This window comes from Nonomuraea sp. NPDC005730 (genome assembly GCF_040630865.1).
GTDB lineage: Bacteria > Actinomycetota > Actinomycetes > Streptosporangiales > Streptosporangiaceae > Nonomuraea.
In genome coordinates, this window is record NZ_JBEXYK010000022.1 from 36,822 (window position 1) to 61,091 (window position 24,270).

General features: G+C 74.9%; 29 protein-coding genes. 9 read left to right on the forward strand and 20 right to left on the reverse strand.

The genetic code is table 11. From position 1 onward, the window contains the following. Positions 1-11: 11 nt before the first annotated feature. The 8 genes from egtE to ABZ444_RS24810 form a co-directional block, all read right to left on the reverse strand. A complete protein-coding gene (gene egtE / locus ABZ444_RS24775) occupies positions 12-1,148 on the reverse strand; it encodes an ergothioneine biosynthesis PLP-dependent enzyme EgtE (protein ID WP_358001149.1) in 1,137 nt (378 codons plus the stop codon). Further along, on the reverse strand, positions 1,145-2,125 hold the full coding sequence (egtD, locus tag ABZ444_RS24780) for an L-histidine N(alpha)-methyltransferase (RefSeq protein ID WP_358001152.1): 981 nt from the start codon (positions 2,123-2,125) through the stop codon (positions 1,145-1,147). Before egtD ends, egtE begins: the two co-directional genes overlap by 4 nt. A gap of 19 nt (positions 2,126-2,144) precedes the next feature. After that, the gene (gene egtC, locus ABZ444_RS24785; RefSeq protein ID WP_358001155.1) at positions 2,145-2,855 is read right to left on the reverse strand and encodes an ergothioneine biosynthesis protein EgtC; all 711 of its coding nucleotides are present in this window, start codon (positions 2,853-2,855) and stop codon (positions 2,145-2,147) included. Continuing rightward, the gene (gene egtB / locus ABZ444_RS24790) at positions 2,856-4,151 is read right to left on the reverse strand and encodes an ergothioneine biosynthesis protein EgtB (protein ID WP_358001158.1); all 1,296 of its coding nucleotides are present in this window, start codon (positions 4,149-4,151) and stop codon (positions 2,856-2,858) included. It lies immediately after the preceding gene. Next, entirely contained in the window at positions 4,148-5,413 is a 1,266-nt protein-coding gene (gene egtA / locus ABZ444_RS24795) for an ergothioneine biosynthesis glutamate--cysteine ligase EgtA (protein WP_357981464.1), read from the reverse strand. The genes egtB and egtA overlap by 4 nt, the downstream gene beginning before the upstream one ends. A gap of 86 nt (positions 5,414-5,499) precedes the next feature. After that, positions 5,500-5,745, reverse strand: coding sequence for a zf-HC2 domain-containing protein (locus ABZ444_RS24800; RefSeq protein WP_358001161.1), 246 nt, complete (start codon positions 5,743-5,745; stop codon positions 5,500-5,502). Between the two features lie 40 nt (positions 5,746-5,785). Continuing rightward, positions 5,786-6,379 carry a sigma-70 family RNA polymerase sigma factor gene (locus ABZ444_RS24805; RefSeq protein ID WP_358001163.1) on the reverse strand — a complete coding sequence of 198 codons (594 nt, stop codon included), beginning with the start codon at positions 6,377-6,379 and terminating at the stop codon, positions 5,786-5,788. A gap of 245 nt (positions 6,380-6,624) precedes the next feature. Further along, entirely contained in the window at positions 6,625-7,023 is a 399-nt protein-coding gene (locus tag ABZ444_RS24810; protein WP_358001166.1) for a VOC family protein, read from the reverse strand. Positions 7,024-7,089: 66 nt separating this feature from the next. Between ABZ444_RS24810 and ABZ444_RS24815 the strand changes: the two genes are divergently transcribed. Further along, positions 7,090-7,578 carry a DinB family protein gene (locus ABZ444_RS24815; protein ID WP_358001169.1) on the forward strand — a complete coding sequence of 163 codons (489 nt, stop codon included), beginning with the start codon at positions 7,090-7,092 and terminating at the stop codon, positions 7,576-7,578. A gap of 16 nt (positions 7,579-7,594) precedes the next feature. Here the strand turns inward: ABZ444_RS24815 and ABZ444_RS24820 are convergent, their stop codons facing one another. Further along, the gene (locus ABZ444_RS24820; protein ID WP_358001172.1) at positions 7,595-8,458 is read right to left on the reverse strand and encodes an SMP-30/gluconolactonase/LRE family protein; all 864 of its coding nucleotides are present in this window, start codon (positions 8,456-8,458) and stop codon (positions 7,595-7,597) included. A 37-nt stretch (positions 8,459-8,495) separates the two neighbouring features. Further along, positions 8,496-9,407, reverse strand: coding sequence for an EamA family transporter (locus tag ABZ444_RS24825; RefSeq protein WP_357981480.1), 912 nt, complete (start codon positions 9,405-9,407; stop codon positions 8,496-8,498). A 76-nt stretch (positions 9,408-9,483) separates the two neighbouring features. Here ABZ444_RS24825 and ABZ444_RS24830 point away from each other — a divergent pair, with 76 nt between their 5' ends. Then, the gene (locus tag ABZ444_RS24830; RefSeq protein ID WP_358001175.1) at positions 9,484-9,981 is read left to right on the forward strand and encodes a MarR family transcriptional regulator; all 498 of its coding nucleotides are present in this window, start codon (positions 9,484-9,486) and stop codon (positions 9,979-9,981) included. Between the two features lie 66 nt (positions 9,982-10,047). Here ABZ444_RS24830 and ABZ444_RS24835 read toward each other — a convergent pair whose 3' ends face one another. From ABZ444_RS24835 to ABZ444_RS24860, 6 genes are all read right to left on the reverse strand, one after another. Next, positions 10,048-11,304, reverse strand: a complete 1,257-nt coding sequence (locus tag ABZ444_RS24835; protein WP_358001178.1) for an MFS transporter — start codon at positions 11,302-11,304, stop codon at positions 10,048-10,050. Between the two features lie 44 nt (positions 11,305-11,348). Continuing rightward, positions 11,349-11,828 (reverse strand): Rrf2 family transcriptional regulator, encoded by a 480-nt coding sequence (locus ABZ444_RS24840; protein WP_358001181.1) that lies wholly within the window; start codon positions 11,826-11,828, stop codon positions 11,349-11,351. A 29-nt stretch (positions 11,829-11,857) separates the two neighbouring features. Beyond that, on the reverse strand, positions 11,858-12,745 hold the full coding sequence (locus ABZ444_RS24845; RefSeq protein WP_358001184.1) for a pentapeptide repeat-containing protein: 888 nt from the start codon (positions 12,743-12,745) through the stop codon (positions 11,858-11,860). A gap of 44 nt (positions 12,746-12,789) precedes the next feature. Beyond that, positions 12,790-12,939: a hypothetical protein gene (locus ABZ444_RS24850; RefSeq protein WP_358001187.1), complete on the reverse strand. Its 150-nt coding sequence runs from the start codon at positions 12,937-12,939 to the stop codon at positions 12,790-12,792. 29 nt (positions 12,940-12,968) lie between these two features. After that, complete coding sequence (locus ABZ444_RS24855; protein WP_358001190.1) at positions 12,969-13,943, reverse strand: small ribosomal subunit Rsm22 family protein; 975 nt, start codon at positions 13,941-13,943, stop codon at positions 12,969-12,971. Positions 13,944-14,135: 192 nt separating this feature from the next. Next, positions 14,136-14,699 (reverse strand): TetR/AcrR family transcriptional regulator, encoded by a 564-nt coding sequence (locus tag ABZ444_RS24860; RefSeq protein ID WP_358001193.1) that lies wholly within the window; start codon positions 14,697-14,699, stop codon positions 14,136-14,138. Positions 14,700-14,756: 57 nt separating this feature from the next. On the opposite strand from ABZ444_RS24860, the gene ABZ444_RS24865 reads away from it, so the two are divergent. After that, positions 14,757-15,716, forward strand: coding sequence for a DsbA family protein (locus tag ABZ444_RS24865; protein ID WP_358001196.1), 960 nt, complete (start codon positions 14,757-14,759; stop codon positions 15,714-15,716). A 59-nt stretch (positions 15,717-15,775) separates the two neighbouring features. Beyond that, positions 15,776-16,621, forward strand: a complete 846-nt coding sequence (locus tag ABZ444_RS24870; protein ID WP_358001199.1) for an alpha/beta fold hydrolase — start codon at positions 15,776-15,778, stop codon at positions 16,619-16,621. Between the two features lie 26 nt (positions 16,622-16,647). Here ABZ444_RS24870 and ABZ444_RS24875 read toward each other — a convergent pair whose 3' ends face one another. Beyond that, on the reverse strand, positions 16,648-17,118 hold the full coding sequence (locus ABZ444_RS24875; protein ID WP_358001202.1) for a MarR family transcriptional regulator: 471 nt from the start codon (positions 17,116-17,118) through the stop codon (positions 16,648-16,650). A 78-nt stretch (positions 17,119-17,196) separates the two neighbouring features. Between ABZ444_RS24875 and ABZ444_RS24880 the strand changes: the two genes are divergently transcribed. Continuing rightward, positions 17,197-18,648 carry an LLM class flavin-dependent oxidoreductase gene (locus ABZ444_RS24880; RefSeq protein ID WP_358001205.1) on the forward strand — a complete coding sequence of 484 codons (1,452 nt, stop codon included), beginning with the start codon at positions 17,197-17,199 and terminating at the stop codon, positions 18,646-18,648. On the opposite strand, the gene ABZ444_RS24885 is transcribed toward ABZ444_RS24880, so the two are convergent. Beyond that, entirely contained in the window at positions 18,572-19,831 is a 1,260-nt protein-coding gene (locus ABZ444_RS24885) for an MFS transporter (RefSeq protein WP_358001208.1), read from the reverse strand. The genes ABZ444_RS24880 and ABZ444_RS24885 overlap by 77 nt on opposite strands. A gap of 55 nt (positions 19,832-19,886) precedes the next feature. Here ABZ444_RS24885 and ABZ444_RS24890 point away from each other — a divergent pair, with 55 nt between their 5' ends. The 4 genes from ABZ444_RS24890 to ABZ444_RS24905 all read left to right on the forward strand — a co-directional run bounded on the left by ABZ444_RS24890 (position 19,887) and on the right by ABZ444_RS24905 (position 22,439). Next, the gene (locus tag ABZ444_RS24890) at positions 19,887-20,276 is read left to right on the forward strand and encodes a MerR family transcriptional regulator (protein ID WP_358001211.1); all 390 of its coding nucleotides are present in this window, start codon (positions 19,887-19,889) and stop codon (positions 20,274-20,276) included. A gap of 66 nt (positions 20,277-20,342) precedes the next feature. After that, on the forward strand, positions 20,343-20,978 hold the full coding sequence (locus tag ABZ444_RS24895; RefSeq protein WP_358001214.1) for a GNAT family N-acetyltransferase: 636 nt from the start codon (positions 20,343-20,345) through the stop codon (positions 20,976-20,978). Positions 20,979-21,146: 168 nt separating this feature from the next. Then, on the forward strand, positions 21,147-21,497 hold the full coding sequence (locus ABZ444_RS24900) for a hypothetical protein (RefSeq protein ID WP_358001217.1): 351 nt from the start codon (positions 21,147-21,149) through the stop codon (positions 21,495-21,497). Between the two features lie 132 nt (positions 21,498-21,629). Continuing rightward, positions 21,630-22,439, forward strand: a complete 810-nt coding sequence (locus tag ABZ444_RS24905) for a TetR/AcrR family transcriptional regulator C-terminal domain-containing protein (protein WP_358001220.1) — start codon at positions 21,630-21,632, stop codon at positions 22,437-22,439. On the opposite strand, the gene ABZ444_RS24910 is transcribed toward ABZ444_RS24905, so the two are convergent. After that, positions 22,426-23,556, reverse strand: a complete 1,131-nt coding sequence (locus tag ABZ444_RS24910; RefSeq protein ID WP_358001223.1) for a pyridoxal phosphate-dependent aminotransferase — start codon at positions 23,554-23,556, stop codon at positions 22,426-22,428. The two genes, ABZ444_RS24905 and ABZ444_RS24910, sit on opposite strands and share 14 nt — an antisense overlap. Then, positions 23,553-24,179: a PAS domain-containing protein gene (locus ABZ444_RS24915; protein WP_358001226.1), complete on the reverse strand. Its 627-nt coding sequence runs from the start codon at positions 24,177-24,179 to the stop codon at positions 23,553-23,555. Before ABZ444_RS24915 ends, ABZ444_RS24910 begins: the two co-directional genes overlap by 4 nt. Between the last annotated feature and the right edge of the window lie 91 nt (positions 24,180-24,270).

Genomic DNA, 24,270 nt, shown 5'->3' on the forward strand with positions numbered 1-24,270 from the left:
GCCCGCCTGCTCTAGTGCCCGTCGAGGACGCGGGCCAGGGCGTCCAGGGTCTCCTGCCGGGTGCCCGGGGGCGGCGAGACGCGCAGCACCGGCTCCCGCAGGTCGAGCGGGGCGCGGGCGACCGGCGCGACGCCCACCAGCAGGCCCGCCCCGGCCGCCGCCGCGGCCGTCCTGGTGGGGTCCGCGCCGCCGGGCGGGCGCAGGGTGACGATGGCCGTCGGCTCGTCGTACGGCTCCACCACCCGCCAGCCGCCCCTGCCGTCGAGCGTGCGCCGGGCCGCCGCGCCCAGCTCGGCGAGGTGGGCGCGGACGGCGTCCGGCCCCAGCTCGTGGTGCTCCAGGACGGCGACGCCGAGGCCGATCCGCGCCGCGACCGCCGACTCGGCGCTCTCGTAGCGCGCGGCGCCGGGCAGCGGCCCGGTGCGCGGCGGGTCCTCCAGCCAGACGTGGCCGCCGAGCGCGGGGGCCGCCGCGTCCATGTTTTCGGTGAGGCCGGGCACGATCAGGAAACCGACCCCGCGCGGCCCGGCCAGCCACTTGCGGGAGGTGCCGACGTAGGCGGTGGCCCGCGCGCCGGTGACGTCGAGGTGGCCGAGCGACTGGCACACGTCCAGGACCAGGGGCACGCCGGCCTCCCGGCACAGGCGGCCGATCTCGCCGACCGGCTGCGCGGTGCCCCGGTGGGAGGGCAGGTGCGGCAGGGTGACCAGGTCCAGGCCGCGGCGCAGGGCGGCGGACAGGGCGTCGAGGTCGAGGCGGGCGTCGTCGTCGGCGGGCAGCTCGGCGAGGGTCCAGCCGCGCTCGGCGGCCAGGCGGCGCAGCAGCATGAGCGTGCTGCCGTACTCCGACCGGGTGAAGCCGACCCGGGCGCCCGGCGGCAGGCGCCAGCCGCCGAGCAGCGCCGCCATCGCGGCCGTGCCGCTCTCCAGGAAGGCGACGTCGGCCGCGGCCGCGCCGGTCAGGACGGCCAGCGCGGCCCTGGGCGCGGTCAGTCCCGGCACGGCGGCGTACCCGCCGAGCTCGCGCTCGCGCCGCAGGTGCTCGACCGTCGCGGCCAGCGCCCGGTCGCTGGGCACGTTGCAGCCGGCCGCGTCCAGGTGGCCGGGCGGCGCGGCCGAGCGGGCGGCCCGCCAGCGTCCGGCGATCACATCCCGGCCAGCAGCAGCCCGAAGTCGCCGTCGGGGTCGGTCCACGACCGCAGGACGGTGAACCCGGCCGCGGCCAGCTCCTCCCCCAGCGGCTCCAGCCGGAACTTGGCGCTGATCTCCGTCCGCATCTCCTCGCCCGCGGCGAAGTCGACGGTCAGGCCGAGCGCGCCGACCCGCACCCGCATGTCCCGGGTGGCCCGCAGCCGCATCTCGATCCACTCGTTGCGCTGGTCGTACAGGGCGACGTGCTCGAACGCCTCCGGCTCGAACCCGGCCGCCAGCTCCCGGTTGACCACGCGCAGGACGTTCCGGTTGAACGCGGCCGTCACCCCGGCGGCGTCGTCGTAGGCCGCGACCAGCCGCCCGGTGTCCTTCACCAGGTCGGCGCCGAGCAGGAACGTGTCGCCGGGCCGCAGGGTGGCGCGGACCTCCTTCAGGAACACCTCGCGGGCGGCCGGTTCGAGGTTGCCGATCGTGCCGCCGAGGAAGGCCACCATGCGCCTGCCCGAGCGCGGCAGCAGCCGCAGGTGCCGCTCGAAGTCGGCGCACACCGCCCGCACCTCCAGCCCGGGGAAGCGCCCGCCCAGCCGGCGCGCCGCCGCCTCCAGGGTGACGGCGTCCACGTCCACCGGCGTGTACGCGCGCAGCGTGCCCGCGGCGGTGAGCGCGTCCAGCAGCAGCACGGTCTTCTCGCTCGTGCCCGAGCCCAGCTCGACCAGCGTGTCCGCGCCGGAGGCGGCGGCGATCCCGGCCGCCCGCGCGCGCAGGATCGTCAGTTCGCGGCGGGTCGGGTAGTACTCGGGCAACCGGGTGATGCGCGAGAACAGGTCGCTGCCCGCCTCGTCGTAGAACCACTTGGGCGGCAGCCACTTGGGCGTGGCCGTCAGCCCGGTCCTGACGTCGTGTTCGAGCGCCTGGCGCAGGTAGCCGGGGTCAAGATGGTTGATCACATGGACGGTCGGCTGGGTGACGGGCACGAGATCCTCCTTCGGAAGGTCACAACGGCTGGACGCGTACGTCGTCCGGCGTGGCGGTGAGCAGGCTGCGGTCGGGCGCCGCCTGCCAGCCGGGCCGGTCGTCGAGCGGCTCGCTGGCCACGTACACGCCGTCCTGGTCGGCGCGGAAGAACAGGGTGTCGCCCCAGACGGTCGCGGCGAGCGCCGTGCCGTCGCAGGCGAGCAGGTTGAGGCGGGCGGCGGGGTCCTTCTCCCCGGCGCGCACGACGACGTCGGCCAGCGCCGCGGCCAGGCCGAGACCCGCGCTGCCGCGGGCGAACACGGCGGCGGCCAGCCAGGCCGAGTCGCAGGGGCTCTCGGGCAGGTCGTCGGCCAGGTCCATGACCGCGTCGCGCTCGACCCGGCCGTTGTGGCTGAGCAGCCAGCCGCCCCCCGCGAACGGCGCGGTGGCGCTCTCCTCCACCGGCATGCCGGTCGTGGCGCACCGCACGGCCGCGATCAGGCAGCCGGAGCGGGCGATCTCGGCGAGCGCGGGCAGGTTGGCGTCGGCCCAGATGGGGATGGCGCGGCGGTAGCGCACCGGCTCCGGCCTGGCGGGGTCGTACCAGGCCATGCCGTAGCCGTCGGCGTTGACCGTGCCGTGGCGCTGCCGCCGGGGCGCGTACGACTGGGCGAGCAGGCCGTGCGCCGGCTCGTGGATCAGCGAGGTCAGCGGGCGCGGGGCGCCCAGCCAGGCGGCGTGCCGGCACATCTAGGCCCGCTCGGCGTCGCGGGCGCAGCGGAAGCCGGTGAAGATCTGCCGCCGGACCGGGTAGTCCCAGTTGCGGAACGTCGTCCGCACCGCCGCCGGGTCGGCCGCCCACGAGCCGCCGCGCAGCACCCGGTACTCCTGCCCGAAGAAGACCTCGCTGTACTCCTTGTAGGGGAAGCTGCGGAACCCGGGATAGGGCTGGAACCACGACCCGGTCCACTCCCACACGTCGCCGACCATCTGCTCGGCCCCGTACGCGCTCGCCCCGGCGGGGTAGGCGCCCAGCGGGGCCGGCCGGGCCGCCCGGTGACCGAGGTTGGCGAGGTCGGGACGGGGGTCCTCGTCGCCCCACGGGTACTTGCGGGCCCGCCCGGCCTCCGGGTCCCAGCCGCACGCCTTCTCCCACTCGGCCTCGGTGGGCAGCCGCCGGCCCGCCCAGCGGGCGTAGGCGTCGGCCTCGTACCAGCTCACGTGCTGGACCGGCTCGTCCATCGGGACGGGCTCGGCGCGGCCGAATCGGGTACGCCACCAGGTGCCGCCCTCGCGGGTCCAGAACAGCGGCGCAGTGGCCCCGCTCTCCTGCCGCCAGCGCCAGCCGTCCGGGTGCCACCAGCGCGGGTCCTCGTAGCCGCCGGACTCGACGAACGCGGCGTAGGCGGCGTTGCCGACGGGCAGCCGGTCGATCCAGTAGGCGGGCAGGTCGACCCGGTGGGCGGGGCGCTCGTTGTCGTAGGCCCAGGGCAGGGTGCCGGTGCCCATCTGGAAGGGGCCGGCGGGCACGTACACCTCGTCGGGGCCGGTGGCGCGGCCCGGCGGCAGGTCGCCGTCGCGGACCAGGCCGGGCTGCCGGGACAGCTGCCAGGTGGCCAGCATCGTCTCGTCGTGCTGGTGCTCGTGCTGGATGACCAGGCCGAACACGAACCCGTCGCGGTGCAGCGGCGCGGCGGCCTCCAGGTCGATCGCGTCCAGCACGTCGAGCACCCGGCCGCGTACGCCGCCGATGTACTTCCTGGCCTCGGCCGGGCCGAGGATCGGCAGGGTGGGACGGTCCTTGCGGGGGTGCTTGAACGCGTCGTAGATGTCGTCGATCTCGGGGCGCAGCGGCGTGATGCCGGCGGCCTCGCGCAGCACCCACAGCTCCTCGTAGTTGCCGACGTGCGCGAGGTCCCACACCAGCGGCGACATCAGCGGGGAGTGCTGGCGCAGCAGGAGGTCGTCCTCGGCCTCGGTGTAGGTCAGCGAACGGTCGCGCACCGCGGTCAGCTCGGCGGCGATGCGTTCCTTGATGTCGTTCATGCCCGTCCTTCTCCGCTCAGCCAGGCCGGCAGGCGCCGCACCGGGTCCGTCATCAGGTCCATCAGGTCGGCCGCCGGGGAGCGGCCCGCGCTCACGTACCGGGCGGCGAAGCCGGACACGCCGTCGACCAGATCGGCGGGCGCGCCGAGCCGGGGCAGCGCCTCGACGGCGGCGCGGAAGGCCGCCTCGGCGGCGCGGGCGAGCCGCGGGTCGGTCAGGCCGCATCTGGCGGCCACCTCCGCCAGGCCCGCGACGGGCTCGGCGGCCGACAGGGCGGCGTCGGCGGCGCGGTCGTCGGTGATCAGCGCGTGGGTGACGGCGACGCACACCGGCCAGTCGTCGGGGTGCTGGGCGTCGAGGTAGCGGATCTCCAGCCAGCCGCGCGGCCGGACCGGTGGGAACAGCGTGGTGGCGTGGTAGGCGAGGTCGTCGGGGGTGGGCGGGCGCTCGCCCGCGCCGTCGAGCCAGTCGCGGAAGGTCGAGCCGTCGCCGACCGTGCGGTAGCGGCGCTCGTCCTCGCGGACGAGCATGAGCCGGGCGTCGAGCAGGTACGCCGCCCAGGCCGCCGCCGGGTCGCCGGAGCCGGGGACGGGCGCGGTGCGGGTCGGGTCCAGGTTCTCCCAGACGGCCTGGCGGCCCGACATCCAGCCGCAGGGGCGTCCGCGGCTCAGCGGCGAGTTGCTGAAGGCCGCGATCAGGACGGGGCCGAGCAGCCTGGCGCGCTCCCACCGGACCGCCGGCCGCTCCCCCAGGTCCACGTTCACCTGGACGGACGCGGTCGAGCACATCATCAGCGGCCCGTACGGGCGGCCCAGGAACTCGGCCATGGCGTCGTAGCGCGGCTGGCGGAGCTGCCGCCGGGCCGGGCGCAGCGGGTCGAGCCCCACGCCGCCCAGCACCAGCCCGGCCCGCCCGAGCGCCGCGCGTACCGCGGCCACGTCGGCGGCCAGCCGTCCGATGGCCTCGGCGGGCGGCCCGGCCGGGCCCGACAGCTCGATCTGGCCGCCCGGCTCGTACGTCACCCGGCTCCCGCCGGCCAGCGCAGGGACGACCCGCTCGACCCGGTCCATCGGCACCTGCCGGGCCGGGTCCGCCCGGTCGAAGACCAGGAACTCCAGCTCGGCCCCCACCCGGTCGCCCGGGGCGGGGGCGAAGCACCGGCGTGCGAACTCCTCCACCTCCGGCACGCCCCGGAGCGGCTCGCCGGCCGCTCCCGAGGCGCCGGACCCACCGGCCGCCGGGCCGGTCATCGCGTGGCGCATGTGCTTACAGAGCCGCGAGACCCGCCAGCGTTACACGGAAATCTGGGGATCTGCCGAGATTTGCCCTTTTTGCGGCCCTTGGGCCGTCATCCGCGATGGCGGCGGGCCCTGAAGGCGGACATCAGGCGGTCGCGCGTGCCGTCGGACAACTCGCGCTCCGGCGGGAGCTCGCGCAGGGCCCGGACGGTCTCGCGGAACCGGTCGAGCTGCCGCGCGCAGTCGGCGCAGGCCGCCGCGTGCGCCTCGAACCCCTCACGTTCGGGCCGGTCAAGAGCGCCGTCAAGGTAGGCGGTGATGAGTTCCACCAGTTCGTCGCACGTGAACCGCTTCACGACGTTGACCGCCTCACCTCTGAACGTTGAACCGTTTAACCTATTCTGACCGCTTCACGGACTGGTAGTAGCCTTCGAGCCGGTCGCGGACCGTGGCTCTTGCCCGGTGCAGGAGCACCCGTTGGTTGGCGGCCGAGATCTCCAGGATCTCGCAAACCTCCTCGGACGTGCATCCCTCCAGGTCACGCAGGGTGATGACGATCCGCTGCCGGGGCGGCAGCCCGGCCAGCGCCGCGCCGATGAGACCGCGCGCCTCCGAGGCGAGCACCGCGCCCTCCGGCGTCGGGCCGTGCTCCTTCTGGGCCGGCTCGGCGGGTGGCTCGAACGCGCTCCACGGCAGCGTGCGGCTCTCGCGCAGGCCGCGCTTCTTGGCGGTGTTGACCAGGATGCGGTAGACCCACGTCTTGACCGAGGAACGCCCCTCGAACGCGTCGATGGCGCCGATGACCGCCAGCCACGTGTCCTGCACGACCTCCTCGGCCGAGTCGTCGGTGGACACGTAGGACCTGGCCGCCCGCAACATCCCCCGCGACCAGGTGTCGAGGAGCGCGGCGAACATCGACTCGTCCCCGGCCCGCAGCGCCGCTATGACGACGTCGTCCGGGGGCAGCCCACCGCCCGCGAAAGGCCCCACGATCGTTTCCTCCCGGTCGAGCGTCGGGGACATCATGACATCGGGCCGCGCGTCGTCCACGCCCGGCCTGCCGCCGGGCCCGTGCGGGACGTCATGCTCCAGGCTAGCCCTCGCCCCCTCGCACCTGAAGATCGCACACCGGTCCGCGCCCGCACGTCGTTTCGGCGGCACCGACAAGGAGCCTTCCCCGGCTCGGGGCGTCTTGCCCCCGGGCGCGGGACCGGGATCGGCGAGGCCGGTCGCGGTCAGTCGCGGTCGTAGTGGCAGACGGCCTCCAGCATGACGCCGTGCGGGTCGAGCCAGAACGCGGCGTGGTAGGGCGGCGGGTACTCGGGGAACTCCCTGGGCTCGTGCAGCACCTCCGAGCCGAGCTCCACCGCCCGCGCGTGCGCCTCGGCCACCGCGGACCGGCTGCGCAGCGCGAACGCCAGATGTTGCAGCCCGGTGCGGTGCCGCGAGTAGTCCCCGGGCTCCTGCGAGGGGTAGAGGAACAGGTACGTGCCCGGCTTGTCGTCCGCCGGCATGTAGCCGATCTCCTCCTCGCTGCTGAAGAACTCCTTGAAGCCGAGGTACGGCAGGAGGGCGTCGTAGTACTCCTTGGCCGCCCGCATGTCGGGGACGTTGATGCCGATATGACCGATCATGCAGGGAGTATCGCGGCCCCGGCGGGCGACGGCAACGTGTCGGTCCCGGCTGTTACGGTCGCGGGCATGGGAACAGGAGTGCCGCCGTCCGGCGGTGAGAAGGAGAGCCTGCACGCCAGCCTCGACCGGCACCGCGACGTCATCGTGTGGAAGCTCCAGGGCCTGGGCGAGGAGCAGGTCAGGCGGCCGATGACACCGTCCGGCACGTCGCTGCTCGGCATCGTCAAACACCTGGCCGCCGTCGAGTACGGCTGGTTCTGCTCGACGTTCGGCCGCGAGAGCGAGCCGCTGTGGTTCGCCCCCGAGGACGACTTCGCGATCGGCGAGCGGGAGACCACCGAGCAGATCGTCGCCTTCTACGGCCGGGCCCGCGCCGCCGCCGACAAGGTGATCTCCGACCTCCCCCTCGACGAGCCCGGCACCTCGTGGGCGGGCCGCCGGGTGACCCTGCGCTGGGTGCTCATCCACATGATCGAGGACACCGTGCGCCACGCGGGCCACATGGACATCCTGCGCGAGCTGATCGACGGCGCCACCGGCGACCATCCCGGCTGACCATCCCGCGCTCCGGTCACAGGGTGGTGGGCAGCACCGCTCGTCCGCGCACGCCGGGGTCGGCCGCGAACAGGGCCCCCGCCTCCGGCTGCTCCCGGGCGTCCACCCCGAGCCTCGACGTGGTGACGAACAGCCGGTCGAGGCCGGGGCCGCCGAACGTGACCGCGGTGACCTTGCCGACCGGCAGCCCGACCACGGCGTCGAGCCGTCCGCCGGGGGTGTACCGGTGCACGGCGAACCCCTGCCAGAGCGCCACCCACACCCCGCCCTCGGCGTCTACCGTCAGGCCGTCGGGCGCGCCCTGACCGGGGTCGATCGTCACGAACGGCCTGCGTCCGGTGAGCCCGCCCGCCGGGTCGTGGTCGAGGACGTCCACCCGGCCGGTGGCGGTGTCGGCGTAGTAGGCCAGGCTGCCGTCGGGGCTGAAGTCGAGGCCGTTGGAGACGGTCACGCCGGTGATCACCGGGCTGAGCGCGCCGTCCGGCCCGGCCACGTAGAGGGAGCCGGCGCCGGGGGTCTCGTCGTAGGGCATGCTGCCGATGTAGAAGCGGCCCTCGGGGTCGCAGCCGCCGTCGTTCATGCGCACGCCGGGGTCGCTCCACGCCTGGCCGAGCGGGCGCAGCGGCGCGTCGAGGTCGTCGGAGCCGGCCAGCAGCAGCTCGCGTTCGCCGGCGACCACGTAACCGCCGGACACGCGCGGGCGCAGGGCCGCGGCGACCGCGCCGACGTGCCGCCGCCGCACGCCGCCGGAGTCGTCGAGGGCGAGCACGTCGCCGGCCAGCATGTCCACCCACCGCAGCCCGCCCCAGCGGGCGGACCACACGGGCCCCTCGCCGTGCTCGGCCACCGGCCCGGTCACGGGGTACGCCTGCACGCTCATACCGGCCTCCTCGGCCCGATCCTAGCGGCGGACGCGATCATCGTTTCCCGCCCGCGGGCACGGGGGCCTCCAGCGGCTCCGGCGCGGCGCGGTGCCGTACCGGCTGGAGCTGCGCCACGAGGAGGGCGGCGAGCACGATGACGGCGCCGGCCACCTGCGCGAGCGTGAGTCGCTGGCCGAGCACCAGCCAGCCGAGCGCGGTGGCGACCACGGGGCTGAGCAGCCCGAGGAAGGTGACCTTGGTGGCCGACAGCTCGCGGATGCCCCGGAACCACAGGGTGTAGGCCAGGGCCGAGCCGATGATCGCGAGGTAGGCGTACCCGGCGAGGTTCTCGCCGGTCAGGTGGGCGGGCGGCGGCCCCTCGACCAGGAACGTCACCGGAGCGAGCAGCAGGCCGCCGGCCGTGAGCTGCCATCCGGTGGTGGCCAGCAGCGGCGCGGGCGACTTCCAGCGCTTGCTGAGCACGACCCCGACCGCCATCACCACCGCGCCGCCCAGGGCGGCGGCCACGCCCAGCAGGTCGAGCCGGGCGTCGGCGCGCAGCACCAGCAGGCTCACCCCGGCCACGCCCGCCGCCGCGGCGAGCGCGACGCGCCAGGTCAGCCGCTCCCCCAGCAACCCCGCCGACAACAACGCGACCAGCAGCGGCTGGATGGCCCCGACGGTGGCGGCCACCCCTCCGGGCAGCCGGTACGCGCCCACGAACAACAACGCGAAGAACAACCCGATGTTGAGCGCACCGAGCACCAGGGCTCGCCACCACCAGTTCCCCTGGGGCAGCCGGCGGGTGATCGCGATCAGGATCAGCCCGGCCGGCAGCGCGCGGATCAACGCGGCCAGCAAGGGGCGGCCGGGCGGCAGCAGTTCGGTCGTGATCAGATAGGTGGTCCCCCAGATGGCGGGGGTGAGGGCGGTCAGCAGAACGGTTCCCGTTCGATTACTTAGCACTAAGACAAATTAACCGAACGCCGACGTTCCGGCCAGGTGATTTTCCTCACCGCTAAGACACTTGTAGGCTGCGAGGGTGGCTGACCAGGTCGACTACATCCTCAGGCAGTGGCACGCGCAGCGCCCTGACCTGGACGTCTCTCCCATGGCGGTGATCGGGCGGCTGTCGCGGCTGTCCCGGCTGATCGAGGCCGAGCTGGGCCGTACGTTCGCCGGGCACGGGCTCGACCGGGCCTCGTTCGACGTGCTGGCCACGTTGCGGCGCAGCGAGCCGCCCCACCGCCTGACCCCCGCCGCCCTGATGCGCGCCTCCATGGTCACCTCCGGGGCGGTCACCCAGCGGCTCGACCGGCTGGAGTCGCGGGGGCTGGTGCGGCGCACGCCCAGCGACTCCGACGGGCGCGGCGTGCACGTGACGCTCACCGCCGAGGGGCTCGCGCTGATCGACCGCGCGCTGCCCGACCACCTGGCGACCGAGCAGCGGTTGTTGTCGGCGCTCACCGGCCGGCGGCGCGACGAGCTGGCCGCCACCCTGCGCGACCTGCTCGAATCCCTCGGCGACAACACCCCCTGACGCGACCCGCCCCACGCGACCCGCGCCACCGACGCGGGCCGTCCCTCCGGCCGCGGGTCGTGCCGGTCACTCCGGGGCGCCGCCCGCCGATCTGGTGGCCAGGGCGAACAGCAGGGCGACGGCCGCCAGCGCCGCGCCGGTCGCGTACGTGAGGGCCGCGCCCGACGGCAGCGTGAGCCCGCCGAGCAGCGTGCCCGCGCCGATCCCCGCGTAGATCGCCGAGGAGTTGAGCGAGACCACCAGCGGCGCCTCTCCGGGCGCGGCGGCGATGAGCCGGTGCTGCTGCGGCGGCGTCTGGCACCAGCTGCTCGCGCTCCACGCCAGGACCAGCACGCCGACCAGGGCCGCCGGGCCATCCGCCGGGCCATCCGCCGGGCCATCCGCCGGGCCATCCGCCGGGCCATCCGCCGGGCCATCCACTGGGCCATCCACTTGGCCGGCCGCCATCCAGGCGAGCAGCCCCAGGCTGACGGCCATGACCAGGTACGCGACCGGCAGCACCCGATGCGCGCCCCACCGGTCGGTGGCGTACCCGGCGGCCAGGTTGCCGAGGACGGCGCCGAGCCCGTACAGGAACAACATGCCCGCCGTCCCCGCCACGCCGACGGCGCGCAGGGCGGGCACGCTGTAGGCGTACACCGTGTAGCTGCCGGCCATCCCGAGCACGGTGAGCGGCAGGATGGCCGTCACCGCCGGCCGCCTCAGCACGTCCAGCCTGGTGCGCAGCGGCACCCGCGGCGCGCCCGGCAGCACCGGCATGATCGCGTACACCCCGGCGGCGACCGCCAGGCAGGCCACGGCCACCGCCCCCAGCGCGTACCGCCAGCCGAGCCGTTCGCCGGCCAGGTCGCCGAGCGGCACGCCGAGCGCCGTCGCGACCGTCAGCCCGCCCACCACCACGGCCAGCGCCCGCGCCCGCAGCTCGGGCCGCACCAGGACGGCCGCCACCGCGCCCGCGCCCGGCGTGTACGCCGCCGCCCCGGCCGCCGCCAGCACCCGGCTGACCACCAGCACGGGGAACGACGGCGCCAGCGCCGACCCCAGGTTGGCCAGCCCGAGCACGACCAGCGCCGTCACCAGCAGGGCCCGCCGCGGGACCCGCGCGGCGACGGTGGCCAGAACGGGTGACAACACCGCGTACGCGACGGCGAACACCGTCACCGACTGCCCGGCCGCCGCCTCGGTGACCTCCAGCGACGCGGCCAGGTCCGGCAGGAACCCGGCCACCACGAACGCGTCCGTCCCCACGGCGAACGTCCCCAGCGCCAGCACCAGCGTCGGGGCGAGACCCCGGGACTCCGTCTTGTTCGGGACATTCAACATCCCGATTCTCCTTCCAGGTGTGCGCCCGGCGGGCGGGGTCGAGTTCAGCCGCGAAGGCGTTCGTAGTGGCGGCGCGCGCGGTCGGGGGCGTTCGCCGGAGCCGCGTCCATGAGGTCGGCGACCGTCTGGGCGGCCAGCTCGCGCCGCCAGGCGAGCTCGGCCCGGCGCATGGCCGCCGCGACCCCGCACGGGTGCGCGAACTCGCGGGCGGGCGCCTCGGCCCCCGCGCCGCGCTGCCGGATCTCGGTGCACCGGAACGCCTCGTCCGGGCCCTCGACGGCGGCGACGACGTCCATGAGCGTGATCCGGGCGGGCGGCCTGGCCAGCCTGAACCCGCCCTGCGCGCCCGGCACCGAGGCCAGGATGCCCGCGCGGACCAGCGCCTGGAGCCGCTTCTTGAGGTAGACGGGCGGCAGCTCGAACAACGCCGCCAGCCGCCCGGTGGGCAGCGGGGCCTCGTCCTCCAGCCACGCCAGCACCAGGCAGCAGTGGAGCCCCCACTCGACGCCTTCACCCATGCGCATGAAAGGGGATACTACATGTCCCTTTCAGGTCAGCCGCGGCGGCCCTGCCTGCCGCGGGATCCGGCCCTGCCGCGCCGGGCGCGCGGCTCCGGCTCGGCGGCGCCGGCCGTCCAGTGGGCGGGACGGGTCAGGGCGGCGGGCAGTTTCGTGGCGGGGGTGCCCTTGGCGGCGTTGACCTGGGCCTGGGTGAGGAAGACGCAGCCGGTGAGGTCGGCCCCGGACAGGTCGGCGCCCCGCAGGTCGGCGCCGATCAGGTCGGCCAGGCGCAGGTCGGCCCCGCGCAGGTTCGCGCCGATGAGGTAGGCGCCGCGCAGGTTGGCCGCGCGCAGGTCGGCGCCCTTGAGGTTGGCGCCGATCAGGTCGGCGCCGCGGTGCTCCCTGCCCCGCCGACCGGCCCTGACCAGCTCGCTCGTACGCAGCAGCAGCGTGTTGACCTCCGCCCGGCAGGCGGCCACGTCGAGCCGTGCCAGGACGCCGGGGCTCTCGCGGGTCAGGCGCTCGGTCGCCTCGTACGCCGCCCGCAGCTCGGGGGCGATCTCCGCGGCGGCGTCGAGGGTCAGCGCCTCGGCGAGGTACCACAGCAGCTCGTGCAGCTGCCGCATGACCGGGAACACGGCGAACATCTGCCCGGACGTCTCGGGCGCGGCGCGCCAGTCGCGGCCCTCGAAGGTGACCTGGGAGACCTTCTGCCCGGCGCCGAAGCAGTCGAAGACGGTGCAGCCGGGGAAGCCGCGCTGCCGCAGCTCGGCGTGGATGCCGCAGCGGAAGTCGTCGCGCAGGTTGACGCAGGGGCGGCCGGCGTCTTTGGCGACGGCGAAGTCGGCGGAGGCGGCGAACGGCAGGGCCACGCAGCACAGGCCGAAACAGCTCTCGCAGTCGGCCAGCAGGCCGAGCTCGCGCGGGGTCCTCTCGGGCAACGCTCTCCTTGTCACGACGGGGTGTGCCCAGGGTACCGGCGGGGTCAGGGCCGCACGTACGGCGTGGTCGTGGTCAGCGGGACGGGTCTCGGCGGGTCCGGCGGCGAACCCGGCGGCCAGGAGCCGGCCGGCCAGGTCGGCGGGCCGTCGGGGCGCGCATCCCGCCGCATCTGCCGGTCGAACAGCGCCAGCACCTCATCATGGTCCGTTCCGCCGGACCGGGTCACTCGGCGCCCGGCCAGTCGTCGCCCCAGTCGACGTCGCGGGCCAGCCGGTACAGCTCGCCCTGCCGCTTGGAGACGACCACGTCGCGCACGCCCTCGTCGGCGGTGCACAGGCGCAGCGACACCAGGCCCTTGCGCTTCTGCGGGTGGCGCAGGACGCGTGCCGCCGCCCGCGGCCACCGCCCCCGCACGGCGGCCACGTAGGAGAACTTCTCGTCCTCGAAGCCGAGCGTGCCCGACTTGACGCGGCGGTGCAGGGTGGTGCGCGGCAGGCGTACGGAGAAGTGGCACCAGTCGCGGCCCGGCCGGATCGGGCAGGGGCCGTCGTGCGGGCAGGGGGCGACGACGGTCAGGCCGCACCCGGTCAGCGTCTCCCGGGCGGCGACGATGTTGGCGTAGCCGGCGGGGGTGCCGGGTTCGATGACGATCACCATCGTCGCGTCCGCGGCCAGCCAGCGTACGACGTCGGCGTGGCGCTGCGCGGGCAGCTCGTTGAGGGCGTACGACATGGTGACCAGGTCGGCGGCGGGCCGGTCGAGCCCGGGGTCGATGGAGGCGCGCCGCCAGGTGACGTCGCGTACGGGCGCGGTCCTGGCCAGCCGCCGGCCGAGCTCGATGATCTGGGGGTCGTGCTCGACGACGGTGACCCGCTCCAGCGAGGGCCAGACCGGCCCGGCCGCCCAGACCGCCGCGCCGGTGCCGCCGCCCACGTCGAGCTGGGTCCGCGGCGCGAAGCCCGGGGTCATCGCGGCGGCCATGCGCATGGCCGTGCCCGCGGCGGCGTACGTGGCGGGCATGCGGTAGGCGGCGTAGGCCGCGATGTCGGCCGGGGTGCGCAGGTGCGGCGCGGCGGCGGACGGGCCGGTGCGGTAGCGCTCGGTGAGCTGTTCCGTCGCGCGGGACAGGTCGTGCGGCGCGAAGCGGGCCAGGGCCGAGTCCAGGGCGGTCCTGAGCTCGTCGGGAAGCATGGTCATCGTGTGGTCCTGGCGGTCGGTCGGGGTCGGGGACGGGGGGCGACCGCTGCAGGCGAGGAGTGCCGCCTCTGACCTGTCCGGCGATGTCGCGACGCAGCGTACCAAGCGGGCGGCCCGCGGCGGCATCGGAGCTCAGGGCCCGGAGCCCCCTTGCACCGGTTTCCGGAGTGCGGCACGCGGCGGCATCGGAGCTCAGCCTGGGGTCGGGGGCCGGAACAGGCGCCAGAACGACTGGGCCGCGGCGGCGTCACGGCGGCCGCCGCACACCCAGTGCGTGATCACGCCGATGAGCGCCCCGGCCAGGAAGGCGGCGTGCACGTCGGCGGGCACGTCCGCGAACCCCGCCGGGCGGCTGCCCGCGGCGAAGCGGCCGGTCAGCTCCTCGGTGAGCCGCTCGCGCATCCGGGCGGCGAAGCGGGCGCTGCCCTGGCCGCCCAGCATGCGCTCGTACAGGGTGGCGTTGGCGGCCACGTGGTCGAACAGCTCCGCCAGCGGAGCCGGCGGCCGGTCGCGGGGGGCGTCGAGCGGGCACAGGGCCGCCGCCCGCGCCACGGCGGTGACGGCGTCCTCCATGGCGTCGGTGACCAGCGCGTCGACGTCCGGATAGTGCAGGTAGATCGTGGCGCGGTTGACCTCGGCGTGCTGGGCCAGCGCGGACATGGTGATGCTGCCCAGCTCCTGCCGGGCGGCCAGCTCCAGCACGGCGGCCTTGAGACGGGCGCGCGTACGCCGCGCGCGCGGATCATCCGGGTTCACGCCGCCACTATACGACACATGTTGACTAATCGACAGTTGTCGCATAGATTGCCGGTCATGCGAATCGAAGTCTGGGCGGACATGGTCTGTGGATGGGCCCACATCGGGAAGCGGCGGCTGGAGAAGGCCCTCGCCTCCTGGGCGGGTGAGCCGGTCGAGGTGGTCTGGCGGCCGTTCCAGATCGATCCGTCGGCGCCGGCGAAGGCCGAGCCGCTGGCGGAGGTGCTGAGCGACCCCATGGTCGAGGAGGCGCTTCAGGTCTGCTCGCCCGGCCTGTCCCCGGCCGGCAACCGGGCGCGGGTGGCCGGCCTCGCCGCCGACGAAGGGCTCGGGCAGCAGTGGGGCGCGGCCTGGCGGCCCAACACGCTGGAGGCGCACCGGCTGATCGCCGTGGCGTACGAGACGGGCGGCGCGGCGCTGCAGTCGGCCGTGGTCGAGCGGGTGTTGTCGGCCCATTTCGTCGAGACCCTCGACATCGGCGACCCGGCCGTGCTGTCGGCGATCGCCGCCGACACCGGGGTGCCGTGGGACGGCCGGGGCGCCGAGCTGGTGCGTGAGCTGCTGCTCACGGGCAAGGCCAAGGGCGTGCGCACGTCGCCGACCATCGTGGCGGGCGGCCGCGCCCTGGCCGGAGCCCAGCCGCCGGACGTGATCAGGGACTTCCTGGCCGACGCCGCCGGTCGCCCGGTCCGGCGGCTGCCCGCCGAGGTGGAGCGCCTGCGCCACGCCGAGTCGCTGCTCGACCAGCGCGACCCGCTCGGCGCGCTCACGCTGCTGCGCCCGCTGCTCGACGAGCACGGCGCGGATCGCGGGGTGCGGCTGCTGGCGGCCCGCGCGTACTTCGCCTCGGCCCAGCTCGGCCGGGCGCGTACGGCCCTGGAGGGCCTGGTCGCCGAGACGCCCGACGACTCCTACGCCCGCCACCTCCTCGGCCGTACCCTGCACCGCCAGGGCCACCCGGAGCAGGCCGCCCCCCACCTGACCCTGGCCGCCGTCATGACCCCCGACTACGCCTGACGCTGAGCCCGTGGCGAACGCGACCCGCTCCCGCACCCCTGCGGGAGTAGGTTGCGGGGATGAAGATCGCCTATGACCAGGCCGGGCCCGCGTCGGGCGACGCCGTCGTGCTGGTCCATGCCGGGGTGGCCGATCGGCGCATGTGGGAGCACCAGTTCGCGGCGCTGTCGCGGCGTCATCGGGTGATCCGCTACGACCGGCGCGGCCACGGCGGGTCCGGCGACGCCGAGGGCGAGGTGTGCCACCACGAAGACCTGCTGGAGCTGATGGACACGCTGGAGGTCGGGCGGGCGGCGCTGGTCGGGTGCTCGATGGGCGGCGCGTACGCCGTGGAGGCCGCCCTGGCCGCGCCCGGCCGGGTGGCGGCACTGGCGTTGATCGGCTCCGGCCTGGCCGGCCACCGGTGGCCGCCGGAGATGCTGGCGCAGGCCCGCGAACGCGTGCACTCCTCGGTGCCCGCCGACCGGCTGGCCCGCTACCGCGAGGGCGGGGCGACCGGCGTCGATCCACGTGACGTGCGGGCGATGGCGGAGGCGCACACGACCTGGCAGGTCGCCGGGCCCGGCCGGAGCCGCGACGCGCTGCCCGGCGCGGTGTGGGAGGCGGCGGTGGAGATGTGCGCCCTGGTGTTCCAGCGGTCCTGGACCGGGCCCAGGTCGTCGGAGCGGTTCCTGTCCCCGCCGGCCGTGGGGCGGCTGCGCGAGGTCGCCGCGCCCACGCTGGTGATCAACGGCTTGTCGGACGTGCCGGGCATCCAGGAGGTGTCGGACATCCTGGCGGCGGGCATTCCGGGCGCGCGCCGCCTCGACCTGCCCGAGACCGGCCACCTGGCGCCCCTCGAACGTCCCGAACAGGTGACGGCGGCGTTGACGTCGTTCCTCGCGGAGGTCTTCCCCCGCCCCTGACGGCCGCCCCTCTGACCAGGGGCCGATCAGCGGCCGGGCTCCAGGCGGCCCCAGGTGCGGCCGGTACGGGCGGTGTCCTCGGCCAGGATCTCCCCGATGGCCGCGGCCAGCAGGTCGCGGTGGCGCGCGGGCAGGCCGGCGGCCAGCGTCTCCAGGCGGGCCGCCACCCCGTCGTGGGCGCGCACCGCGGTCTCCGCGCCCGACGCGGTCAGCTCGATCAGGCAGGCGCGGCGGTCACGCGCGTCGCGCACCCGGGCCACCAGCCCGCGCTTCTCTGCGCGGTCGACGAGCCCGGTCAGGCTCGACTTCTCCAGGCGCAGCGCCCGGGTCAGCCCGGTCATCCCGATGGGCCCGTTGACCAGCAGGCAGAGGAGCTGGGCCTGCTGCGGGGTCAGGTCGTGCTCCCTGCTGACCTCGCCGTAGACCTGCTCGACCAGGTGCGCCAGGCGGACGAGCGCCTCGGTGAGGCTCAGAGCCGGGGCTTCGGTGGCGACCATGCGCCCAGTGTAATTGACAGTAGTTGGCGACACGAACTAAATTTACTTCGCGACGCCAACAGTTCGTACAACCAACCAATGGGTGAGCCCCTCATGCCCGACTACGGTCACGACCTGCAGTTCAGCGCCAACCTCGTCCCGGCCGCCGGGCAGGCGGACGAGGTCGTGGCCCTCGCCCAGCTCGCCGAGCGCGCCGGGCTGGACCTGGTGACCTTCCAGGACCACCCCTACCAGCCCGCCCTCCTCGACACCTGGACGCTGCTCAGCTTCGTCGCCGCGCGCACCGAGCGCATCCGGCTGGCCGGCAACGTGCACCCGCTGCCGCTGCGCCCGCCGGCCGTGCTCGCCCAGGCGGCGGCCAGCCTCGACCTGCTCAGCCACGGCCGGTTCGAGCTGGCGCTCGGCGCGGGCGGCTACCGGGACGCCATCGAGGCCATGGGCGGCCCCCGGCACACCCCGTCCGAGGCCGTGGCCGCGCTGGAGGAGGGCATCGGGATCATCCGCGCGGTCTGGGACACCGGCACCCGCGGCGGCATCCACCACCGCGGCGAGCACTACCGGGTGGACGGGCTCAAGCGCGGCCCGCGACCGGCCCACGACATCGGGATCTGGCTCGGGGCCTACAAGCCGCGCATGCTCCGGCTCACCGGACGGCTGGCCGACGGCTGGCTGCCCTCGCTCCCCCGCTTCCAGGACGTCGCCGCCCTCGGCGAGGGCAACGCCGTCATCGACGAGGCCGCGCTGGAGGCCGGGCGGTCGCCGTCCGACGTGCGGCGGCTGCTCAACCTGGGCGGCCCGCTGCCCGCCGCGCAGCTCGCCGAGCTCGCGCTCGTCCACGGGGTGAGCGTCTTCATCCTCATGTCCGGCGATCCGCGGGAGATCGAGCGCTTCGCCGCCGAGACCGCCCCGGCCGTACGGGAGCTGGTCGCCGCCGGACGCGGGCACTCACCGGAACCGGAACCCCCCACCGGAACCCGCGCCGCGATCCAGGTCTGGGACGAGGCCACCAGGCCCACCGCGCCCGACCCCGACCCCGGCCGCCGGTACACCCCCCAGGAGCAGGCCGCCGGGCAGCACCTCGTGGACGTGCACGACCACCTGCGCGCCGAGCTGGCCCAGCTCCGCGACCTCGTCGAGCAGGTGGCCGCGGGCACGATCGACGCGGGGGCGGCCCGTTCGCAGATCGCGACCATGACGATGCGGCAGAACAACTGGACGCTGGGGGCGTACTGCGAGTCGTACTGCAGGCTCGTCACCATGCACCACACCGGCGAGGACAGCATGGTCTTCCCGAAGCTGCGCCGCGCCGAGCCGGGGCTCGCCCCCGTCCTGGACCGGCTGCAGGAGGAGCACGAGGCGATCCACAAGATCATCGAACGGGTGGACCGGACGCTGGTCGCCTTCGTCGGCGAGCCCGGCGGCCTGGGCGACCTGCGGGCCGCCGTCGACCTGCTCAGCGACGCGCTGCTGTCCCACCTGTCGTACGAGGAGCGGGAGCTGGTGCCGCCGCTGTCGAGGCACGGCTTCTGACGGCACGGCTTCCAGCAACGAGGTGACGGGGGGCCGGGAAGGCGTGCCGGCGGGCGGCGGCCACGACCGCGAGGGCGGCGACCGCCACCGGGAGGGCGGTCCACGGCAGCGCGCCCGCCCCCGCGCCCTCCAGCACCAGCCCTCCGGCGAGCGACCCGGCCGCGATGCCCGCGTTGTAGACGGTGGTCTGCATCGACGTGGCCACGTCGGCGTTCTCCGGGCCGGAGGCCGTGACCAGCGCGGTCTGCAGCAGCGTCGGCGCTCCCCCGAACGCCGCCCCCCACAACGCGACCGCGCCCAGCAGCACCCCGGCGGACCCGGCGGACAGACCGAGGGCCGTCATGGACGCGGCCACCGCGGCCAGCACCGCGAGCAGGGTCGCCCGCGGGCGCCTGTCGATCACCGCGCCGACCACCCAGATGCCCGCCACCGTGGCCACGCCGAACACCAGCAGCACGGTCCCCGGCCGGTCGAACCCCGCCCGCTCCGCGAACAGCGCCAGGTACGTGTACATCGCCTGGTGCCCCAGCAGCACCAGCGCCGTCACCGACAACACGGTCCTGACGCCAGGGACGACCGCGACCCGCCGCAACGGCACCCGCCGCGCCGCCGGCTCGCCGGGGAAGGGCGGCACCTTCCACAGGACCCAGCCCACCAGGACCACCGCCACCGCCGACAGCGACCCGAACGCCGCGCGCCATCCGACGGCCGCCGCGAGCTGCGTCCCCGCCGGGATGCCGACGCACAGCGCCACCGTGATCCCGGCCGAGACGATCGCGATGGCCCTGCCGCGGCGCTCGGCGGGGACCATGCGGGCGGCGTACCCGACGAGCATGGCCCACAGGATGCCGCCCATCGCCCCTGCGCCCACCCGCGCCGCGAACGTCACCGCGTACGACGACGACACCGCCGTGACCGCGTTGAGCAGCGCGAACCCGAGCAGCGCGGCCACCAGCACCTGCCGCCTGGGCAGCCCGCGCAGCATCGCGGTCAGCGGGATCGCGGCCAGGAAGGAGGCGACCGCGTAGGCGGTCACGAGGAACCCGGCCGTTCCCTCCGGCACGCCGAGGGCGACGGCGAGCTGCGGCAGCAGGCCCGCCGGGAGGAGTTCGGTCATGACGGCCGTGAACGCCGCCGTGAACAGCGCGAGCAGCCCCGCCCACGGGAGTTTCGCAGGAGACATGCCGTCTATGCTGAAACCTTCACATCAGTGTGAAGGCAAATCTCCCGAGGAAAGCATGAAAATCGGACAGTTGTCCCAGCGTACGGGCGTGCCGACGCGCATGCTCCGCTACTACGAGGAGCAGGACCTGCTGCACCCCGACCGCGCCGTCAACGGCTACCGGGACTATCCCGAGTCCGCGGTGTACCGGGTCCAGCAGATCCGCGGCCTGCTCGACTCCGGGCTCACCACGGAGATCATCCGCCGCATCCTGCCGTTCCTGACCAGGCCGGACGAGATCCACCTGCATCCGGAGTGCCTGACGCCCGAACTGGCCGAGCTGCTGCGGGCGGAGGCGGGCCGCATCCAGCAGCGCATCGACTGCCTGTCCCGCAACCGGGACGCCATCCACGCCTACCTGGCCGCCGTACGGTCCGCGGCCGACGGGGGCGTCTCCTCGGCCTGATCGTCCCCCTGGAACTAGTTCCGCTGGAACTCGTTCTGCTGGAACTCGTTCTGCTGGAATGAGGGCATGGAGACCTTGGCCGACCTTCTCTCGGACGCGGCGGCGGGCCGCCCGCCCGCCCCCGACGGCAGCGTGACCGTCCTCCCCCAGCCGTCGGAGCGCGACGCGGGGATCATCGCCTTCACCGCCCACACGGTGGTCTTCGCCGACGTCGACCCGGCTCGGGTGCACGCGCTGCTGCCCGCCGGGGACCTGTCGGCGCCGCTCATGCCGGCGTTCCTGACGGCGATGGAGGCCGCGACCGGCAGGCGGACCGGCAATCTCGACCTGCTCGCGCTGGCCGCACCTGCCCCCGGGCCGCCCCCGCTCCCGCTGGAGGAGCTCGCCGCCGGCGACCATCCGCGCGTCGTCCGGGCCCGCCGCTACCGGGACGCCGTGCGCGTGTGGGTCACCGGCGACGGCGCCGGCCTGGTCACGCTGGGCCGCGGCGTGGCGGGCCGCTGGGAGGCGGCCGTCGAGGTGGAGCCCGAGCACCGCGGGCGCGGGCTCGGCAGGGCGCTGGCCGCGGCGGCCCGGCATCTGACGCCCGGCCCGCTGTGGGCGCAGATCGCGCCGGGCAACGCCGCGAGCGTACGGGCCTTCCTCGCCGCCGGTTACCTGCCGATGGGGGCCGAGGTGCTGCTCGTCCCGGAGAACGGATGACTCGCGGGAAGGCCAGTGCGCCCTTGCCAGGCCGGGGTAGCGGGTGTCCGGGAGTTTGCTGGTAGGGGGCCCGCTGTTGGGGGAAACCGGGTGTGGCGCTGCGGAGGGCGTCCAAGATCGCTACGTATAGTGATGGCCGATGTCACTTCGTGATTACAGGGGGAGCTCATGAGAGGTAACCTCATCGCCGCCGGCGGTGCACTGCTCGTCGCGGCCGCGGTGTTCAGCATGGCCGGCGTGGCCGCCGCGGACGCCTGGTCCGACGAGAGGCACTGGCACCCGGACAACTGCAGCCTCGGAACGAACGACGACTCCACGTACCACCACGTCACGAAGTACGGCCGGTTCGCCGGCACCCGTGACGCCGACGCCTGCAAGGGCGGCGAGCACGGGCACGACTCCGACGACGGCTGGGGCTGGAGGAACGACCACGGCCGCCACAACTGGCCGGGCAGCGGCAACGGCAACTGGATCGGCCACGGCTACGGCCCCGGCGCGGGCGTGGGGGTCGGCGGCTAGGGCCGGCGCCCTCACCCACCTCGATCCCGGCGCCCCCGCGGAGCGCCGGGATCGACGCACGCCCCCCTTCCACCACTCAGAGCGCTGATATCTTCTGCCGTAAAGAGTTCCGGGGCAGAGGAGAGTCGTACCGTGGTCGTCTTCGCCGGGCAGGGGGACGCGCGCCGTTCGATGGCGTTGCTGTGGCGGACCGAGGAGCCGGGCGAGTCGCGTCCCGGCCCCAAGCCGGGCCTGAGCGTGGACCTGATCGTCGACGCCGCCATCGCCGTCGCCGACGCCGAGGGCATGGCCGCGCTGTCCATGCGCAAGGTCGGCGAACGGCTGGGCCGCACCGGCATGGCCCTCTACACCTACGTCCCCAGCAAGGGCGAGCTGGTGGACCTCATGTACGACAAGGCCCTGGGCGAGCTGCCCACCGCCTACGACCTGGCCGGGGGCTGGCGGCCGGCGGTCACCGCGTGGGCCGGGCACCTGTGGGAGTTCTACCAGCGCCACCCCTGGGTGCTCCAGGTGTCGCAGGCCCGGCCGGTGCTGGGCCCCAACGAGTTCGCGCTGCTGGAGAGCCTGGTCGCGATCCTGCGCGAGACCGGCCTGCGCCCGCCCGCGCTGCGCGGCGTGGTGTCGCTGCTGTTCGACTTCGTCCGCGGCGCGGCCCGGACGGTCGCCGAGTCCCGGCAGGCCCCGTCGGCCACCGGCGTGTCGGACGAGGAGTGGTGGCACACCCGTTCCCACCTGCTGGAGGAGGTCGCGCCGGGCTTCGCGGCCCGCTTCCCCATGGTGGCCTGGGTCGAGAGCGAGCCCAATGTCCCCGGCGAGGGCGCGCCATACCTGGAGCACCAGGTGAACGAGGCGTTCACGGTCGGGCTCACCGTGCTGCTCGACGGCGTGCAGGCCGCCGTCGAGCGGACCGATCCGCACGCCGGGCCGGTCAGCGCCCCTTGAGGAAGGACGCCCAGGCCGCCAGGCCCGGCTCCGGGTCGGCGCGGCCCACACCGAGGCGGAACCGGTCGTCCGGCGTGGACGTGAGCTCCGAGCGGTAGACGCCCGCGGGGAGCAGCAGCACGCCGGCCCGTTCGACCAGCTCGGCGCAGAACGCCTCGACGCCGTCCGGGCCCAGGTAGCGGGGGAAGGTGACGCAGCCGCCGTCCGGCGCCCGCCACTCGAACAGGTCGCCGAACTCGCCGAAGAACGCCTCGAAACGCGGCAGGTTGGCGGCGATGATCCCGCGGTTGCGCTCCAGGATGCGGTCCCGTGCCCTGATCGCGATGCGGGCGAGGATCTCGCTGGGCGCGGAGTTGCAGATGGTCGTGTAGTGCTTGGCGCGTTCGAGGCGGGCGCGCAGCTCGCGGTCGCGGCAGGCGATCCAGCCGATGCGCAGGCCGGGCATGCCGAGGGACTTGGAGGTGACGTTCAGCGAGAGCGCCGCCGGCGACAGGTCGGCGGCCTGCGGCAGCGTACGGGCGGGGTCGAGCTCCAGGCCGCGGTAGACCTCGTCGCTGAACAGGTGGATGCCGCGCTCCTCGCACAGCGTGGCCAGCCGGGCGAGGTCGGCCGCGCCGATGACCTTGCCCGTCGGGTTGTTGGGGAAGTTGACCGACACCACGCGGGTGTTCGGCCGGATCGCGGCCTCCACGGCGTCGAGGTCGAGCGCCCAGTCGCGGGCGGGGGCGAGCGCGACGCCGGTGACCTCGCACAACGCCATCGGCACCGTCTCGGCGGACTGGTAGCAGGGCGTGACCACCACGGCGTGGTCGCCGGGGCCGAGCAGCACCTGCATGGCCAGGTACAGGGCTTCCTGGGCGCCCGCGAAGACGAGCACGTCGTCCGCGCCGACGCGCTCGTAGGTGTCCGCGACCGCCTGGCGCAGCCCCGGGTCGCCGAAGGTCTCGGTGTAGCCGAGGGAGAGCGTCTCCCAGGCGTGCCTGTCGTCGTCGCCGGCCAGGGCGAGCAGCTCGGCCATGGTCATGGTCTGCGCGTCGGAGGCGGCCAGGTGGTGGCGGGCGGTGAACTCCCAGCGGGAGAAGTAGACCTCCAGCCGGAAGTCGGGAAGCGGGGTCACGGTCGGCTCCTCCTGAGCTCGGCGAGCAGGGCGTAGAGGGTGGAGCGGGAAGTCCGCAACGCCCCCGCGACGACGGACGGCGCCCGCCGGACGGTGAAGATCCCGGCCTGGTCCAGCTCGGCCAGCACGGCGAGGCGGTCCTCGCGGGTCAGCCGCTCCACCGGCCGGCCGTGCTCGCGGACGTAGGCGCCGACGATCTGCTGTACGCGCTCGGTCCAGTCGTGCTCGAACAGCGCCTCGGGACGGGACGCCGACGGCGCGGCGAACGCGGCCAGCAGCGCCGCGGCCTGCTCCAGCGGGGTGCGGTCGAGGTTCACGCAGAGCACGGCGGACGGCTCGCCGCCGGGGTCGCGCAGCACGGCGCTCACCGACGACAGCCGCCGCCCGTCGGCCAGCAGCTTCTCGTAGGGTCCGTAGACGCCGTTGGGCGAGGGGTCGAGCCGGTCGAGCTCGCCGAGCAGCGACGGGGTGCCGGGGCCGCGCCCGGACATCGGGTTCCACACGCCCAGGACCTGGTCGCCGCGGACGTCGTGCAGGACCACCTCGGCGTACGGGGCCAGCAGCGCGGCCACCGCCTCGCACACCGGCGACCACAGCCGCACGCGGTCATCCGTCTCTGTCACACCTCGGATGCTATGTCCAGTTCGGACACTATGTCCAGCCGCGACCCGGCGTGCGCCCCGCGGCCACCGGGCCGGCGGTCAGGCGCGCGCA

Coding starts and splice junctions, on each gene's coding strand:
- egtC (WP_358001155.1), bottom strand. CDS start 2,855: ATGTGCCGGCACGCCGCCTGGCTGGGCGCCCCGCGCCCGCTGACCTCG.
- egtB (WP_358001158.1), bottom strand. CDS start 4,151: ATGAACGACATCAAGGAACGCATCGCCGCCGAGCTGACCGCGGTGCGC.
- egtA (WP_357981464.1), bottom strand. CDS start 5,413: ATGCGCCACGCGATGACCGGCCCGGCGGCCGGTGGGTCCGGCGCCTCG.
- ABZ444_RS24810 (WP_358001166.1), bottom strand. CDS start 7,023: ATGATCGGTCATATCGGCATCAACGTCCCCGACATGCGGGCGGCCAAG.
- ABZ444_RS24815 (WP_358001169.1), top strand. CDS start 7,090: ATGGGAACAGGAGTGCCGCCGTCCGGCGGTGAGAAGGAGAGCCTGCAC.
- ABZ444_RS24820 (WP_358001172.1), bottom strand. CDS start 8,458: ATGAGCGTGCAGGCGTACCCCGTGACCGGGCCGGTGGCCGAGCACGGC.
- ABZ444_RS24835 (WP_358001178.1), bottom strand. CDS start 11,304: ATGTTGAATGTCCCGAACAAGACGGAGTCCCGGGGTCTCGCCCCGACG.
- ABZ444_RS24840 (WP_358001181.1), bottom strand. CDS start 11,828: ATGCGCATGGGTGAAGGCGTCGAGTGGGGGCTCCACTGCTGCCTGGTG.
- ABZ444_RS24855 (WP_358001190.1), bottom strand. CDS start 13,943: ATGACCATGCTTCCCGACGAGCTCAGGACCGCCCTGGACTCGGCCCTG.
- ABZ444_RS24865 (WP_358001196.1), top strand. CDS start 14,757: ATGCGAATCGAAGTCTGGGCGGACATGGTCTGTGGATGGGCCCACATC.
- ABZ444_RS24870 (WP_358001199.1), top strand. CDS start 15,776: ATGAAGATCGCCTATGACCAGGCCGGGCCCGCGTCGGGCGACGCCGTC.
- ABZ444_RS24875 (WP_358001202.1), bottom strand. CDS start 17,118: ATGGTCGCCACCGAAGCCCCGGCTCTGAGCCTCACCGAGGCGCTCGTC.
- ABZ444_RS24880 (WP_358001205.1), top strand. CDS start 17,197: ATGGGTGAGCCCCTCATGCCCGACTACGGTCACGACCTGCAGTTCAGC.
- ABZ444_RS24885 (WP_358001208.1), bottom strand. CDS start 19,831: ATGTCTCCTGCGAAACTCCCGTGGGCGGGGCTGCTCGCGCTGTTCACG.
- ABZ444_RS24890 (WP_358001211.1), top strand. CDS start 19,887: ATGAAAATCGGACAGTTGTCCCAGCGTACGGGCGTGCCGACGCGCATG.
- ABZ444_RS24895 (WP_358001214.1), top strand. CDS start 20,343: ATGGAGACCTTGGCCGACCTTCTCTCGGACGCGGCGGCGGGCCGCCCG.
- ABZ444_RS24900 (WP_358001217.1), top strand. CDS start 21,147: ATGAGAGGTAACCTCATCGCCGCCGGCGGTGCACTGCTCGTCGCGGCC.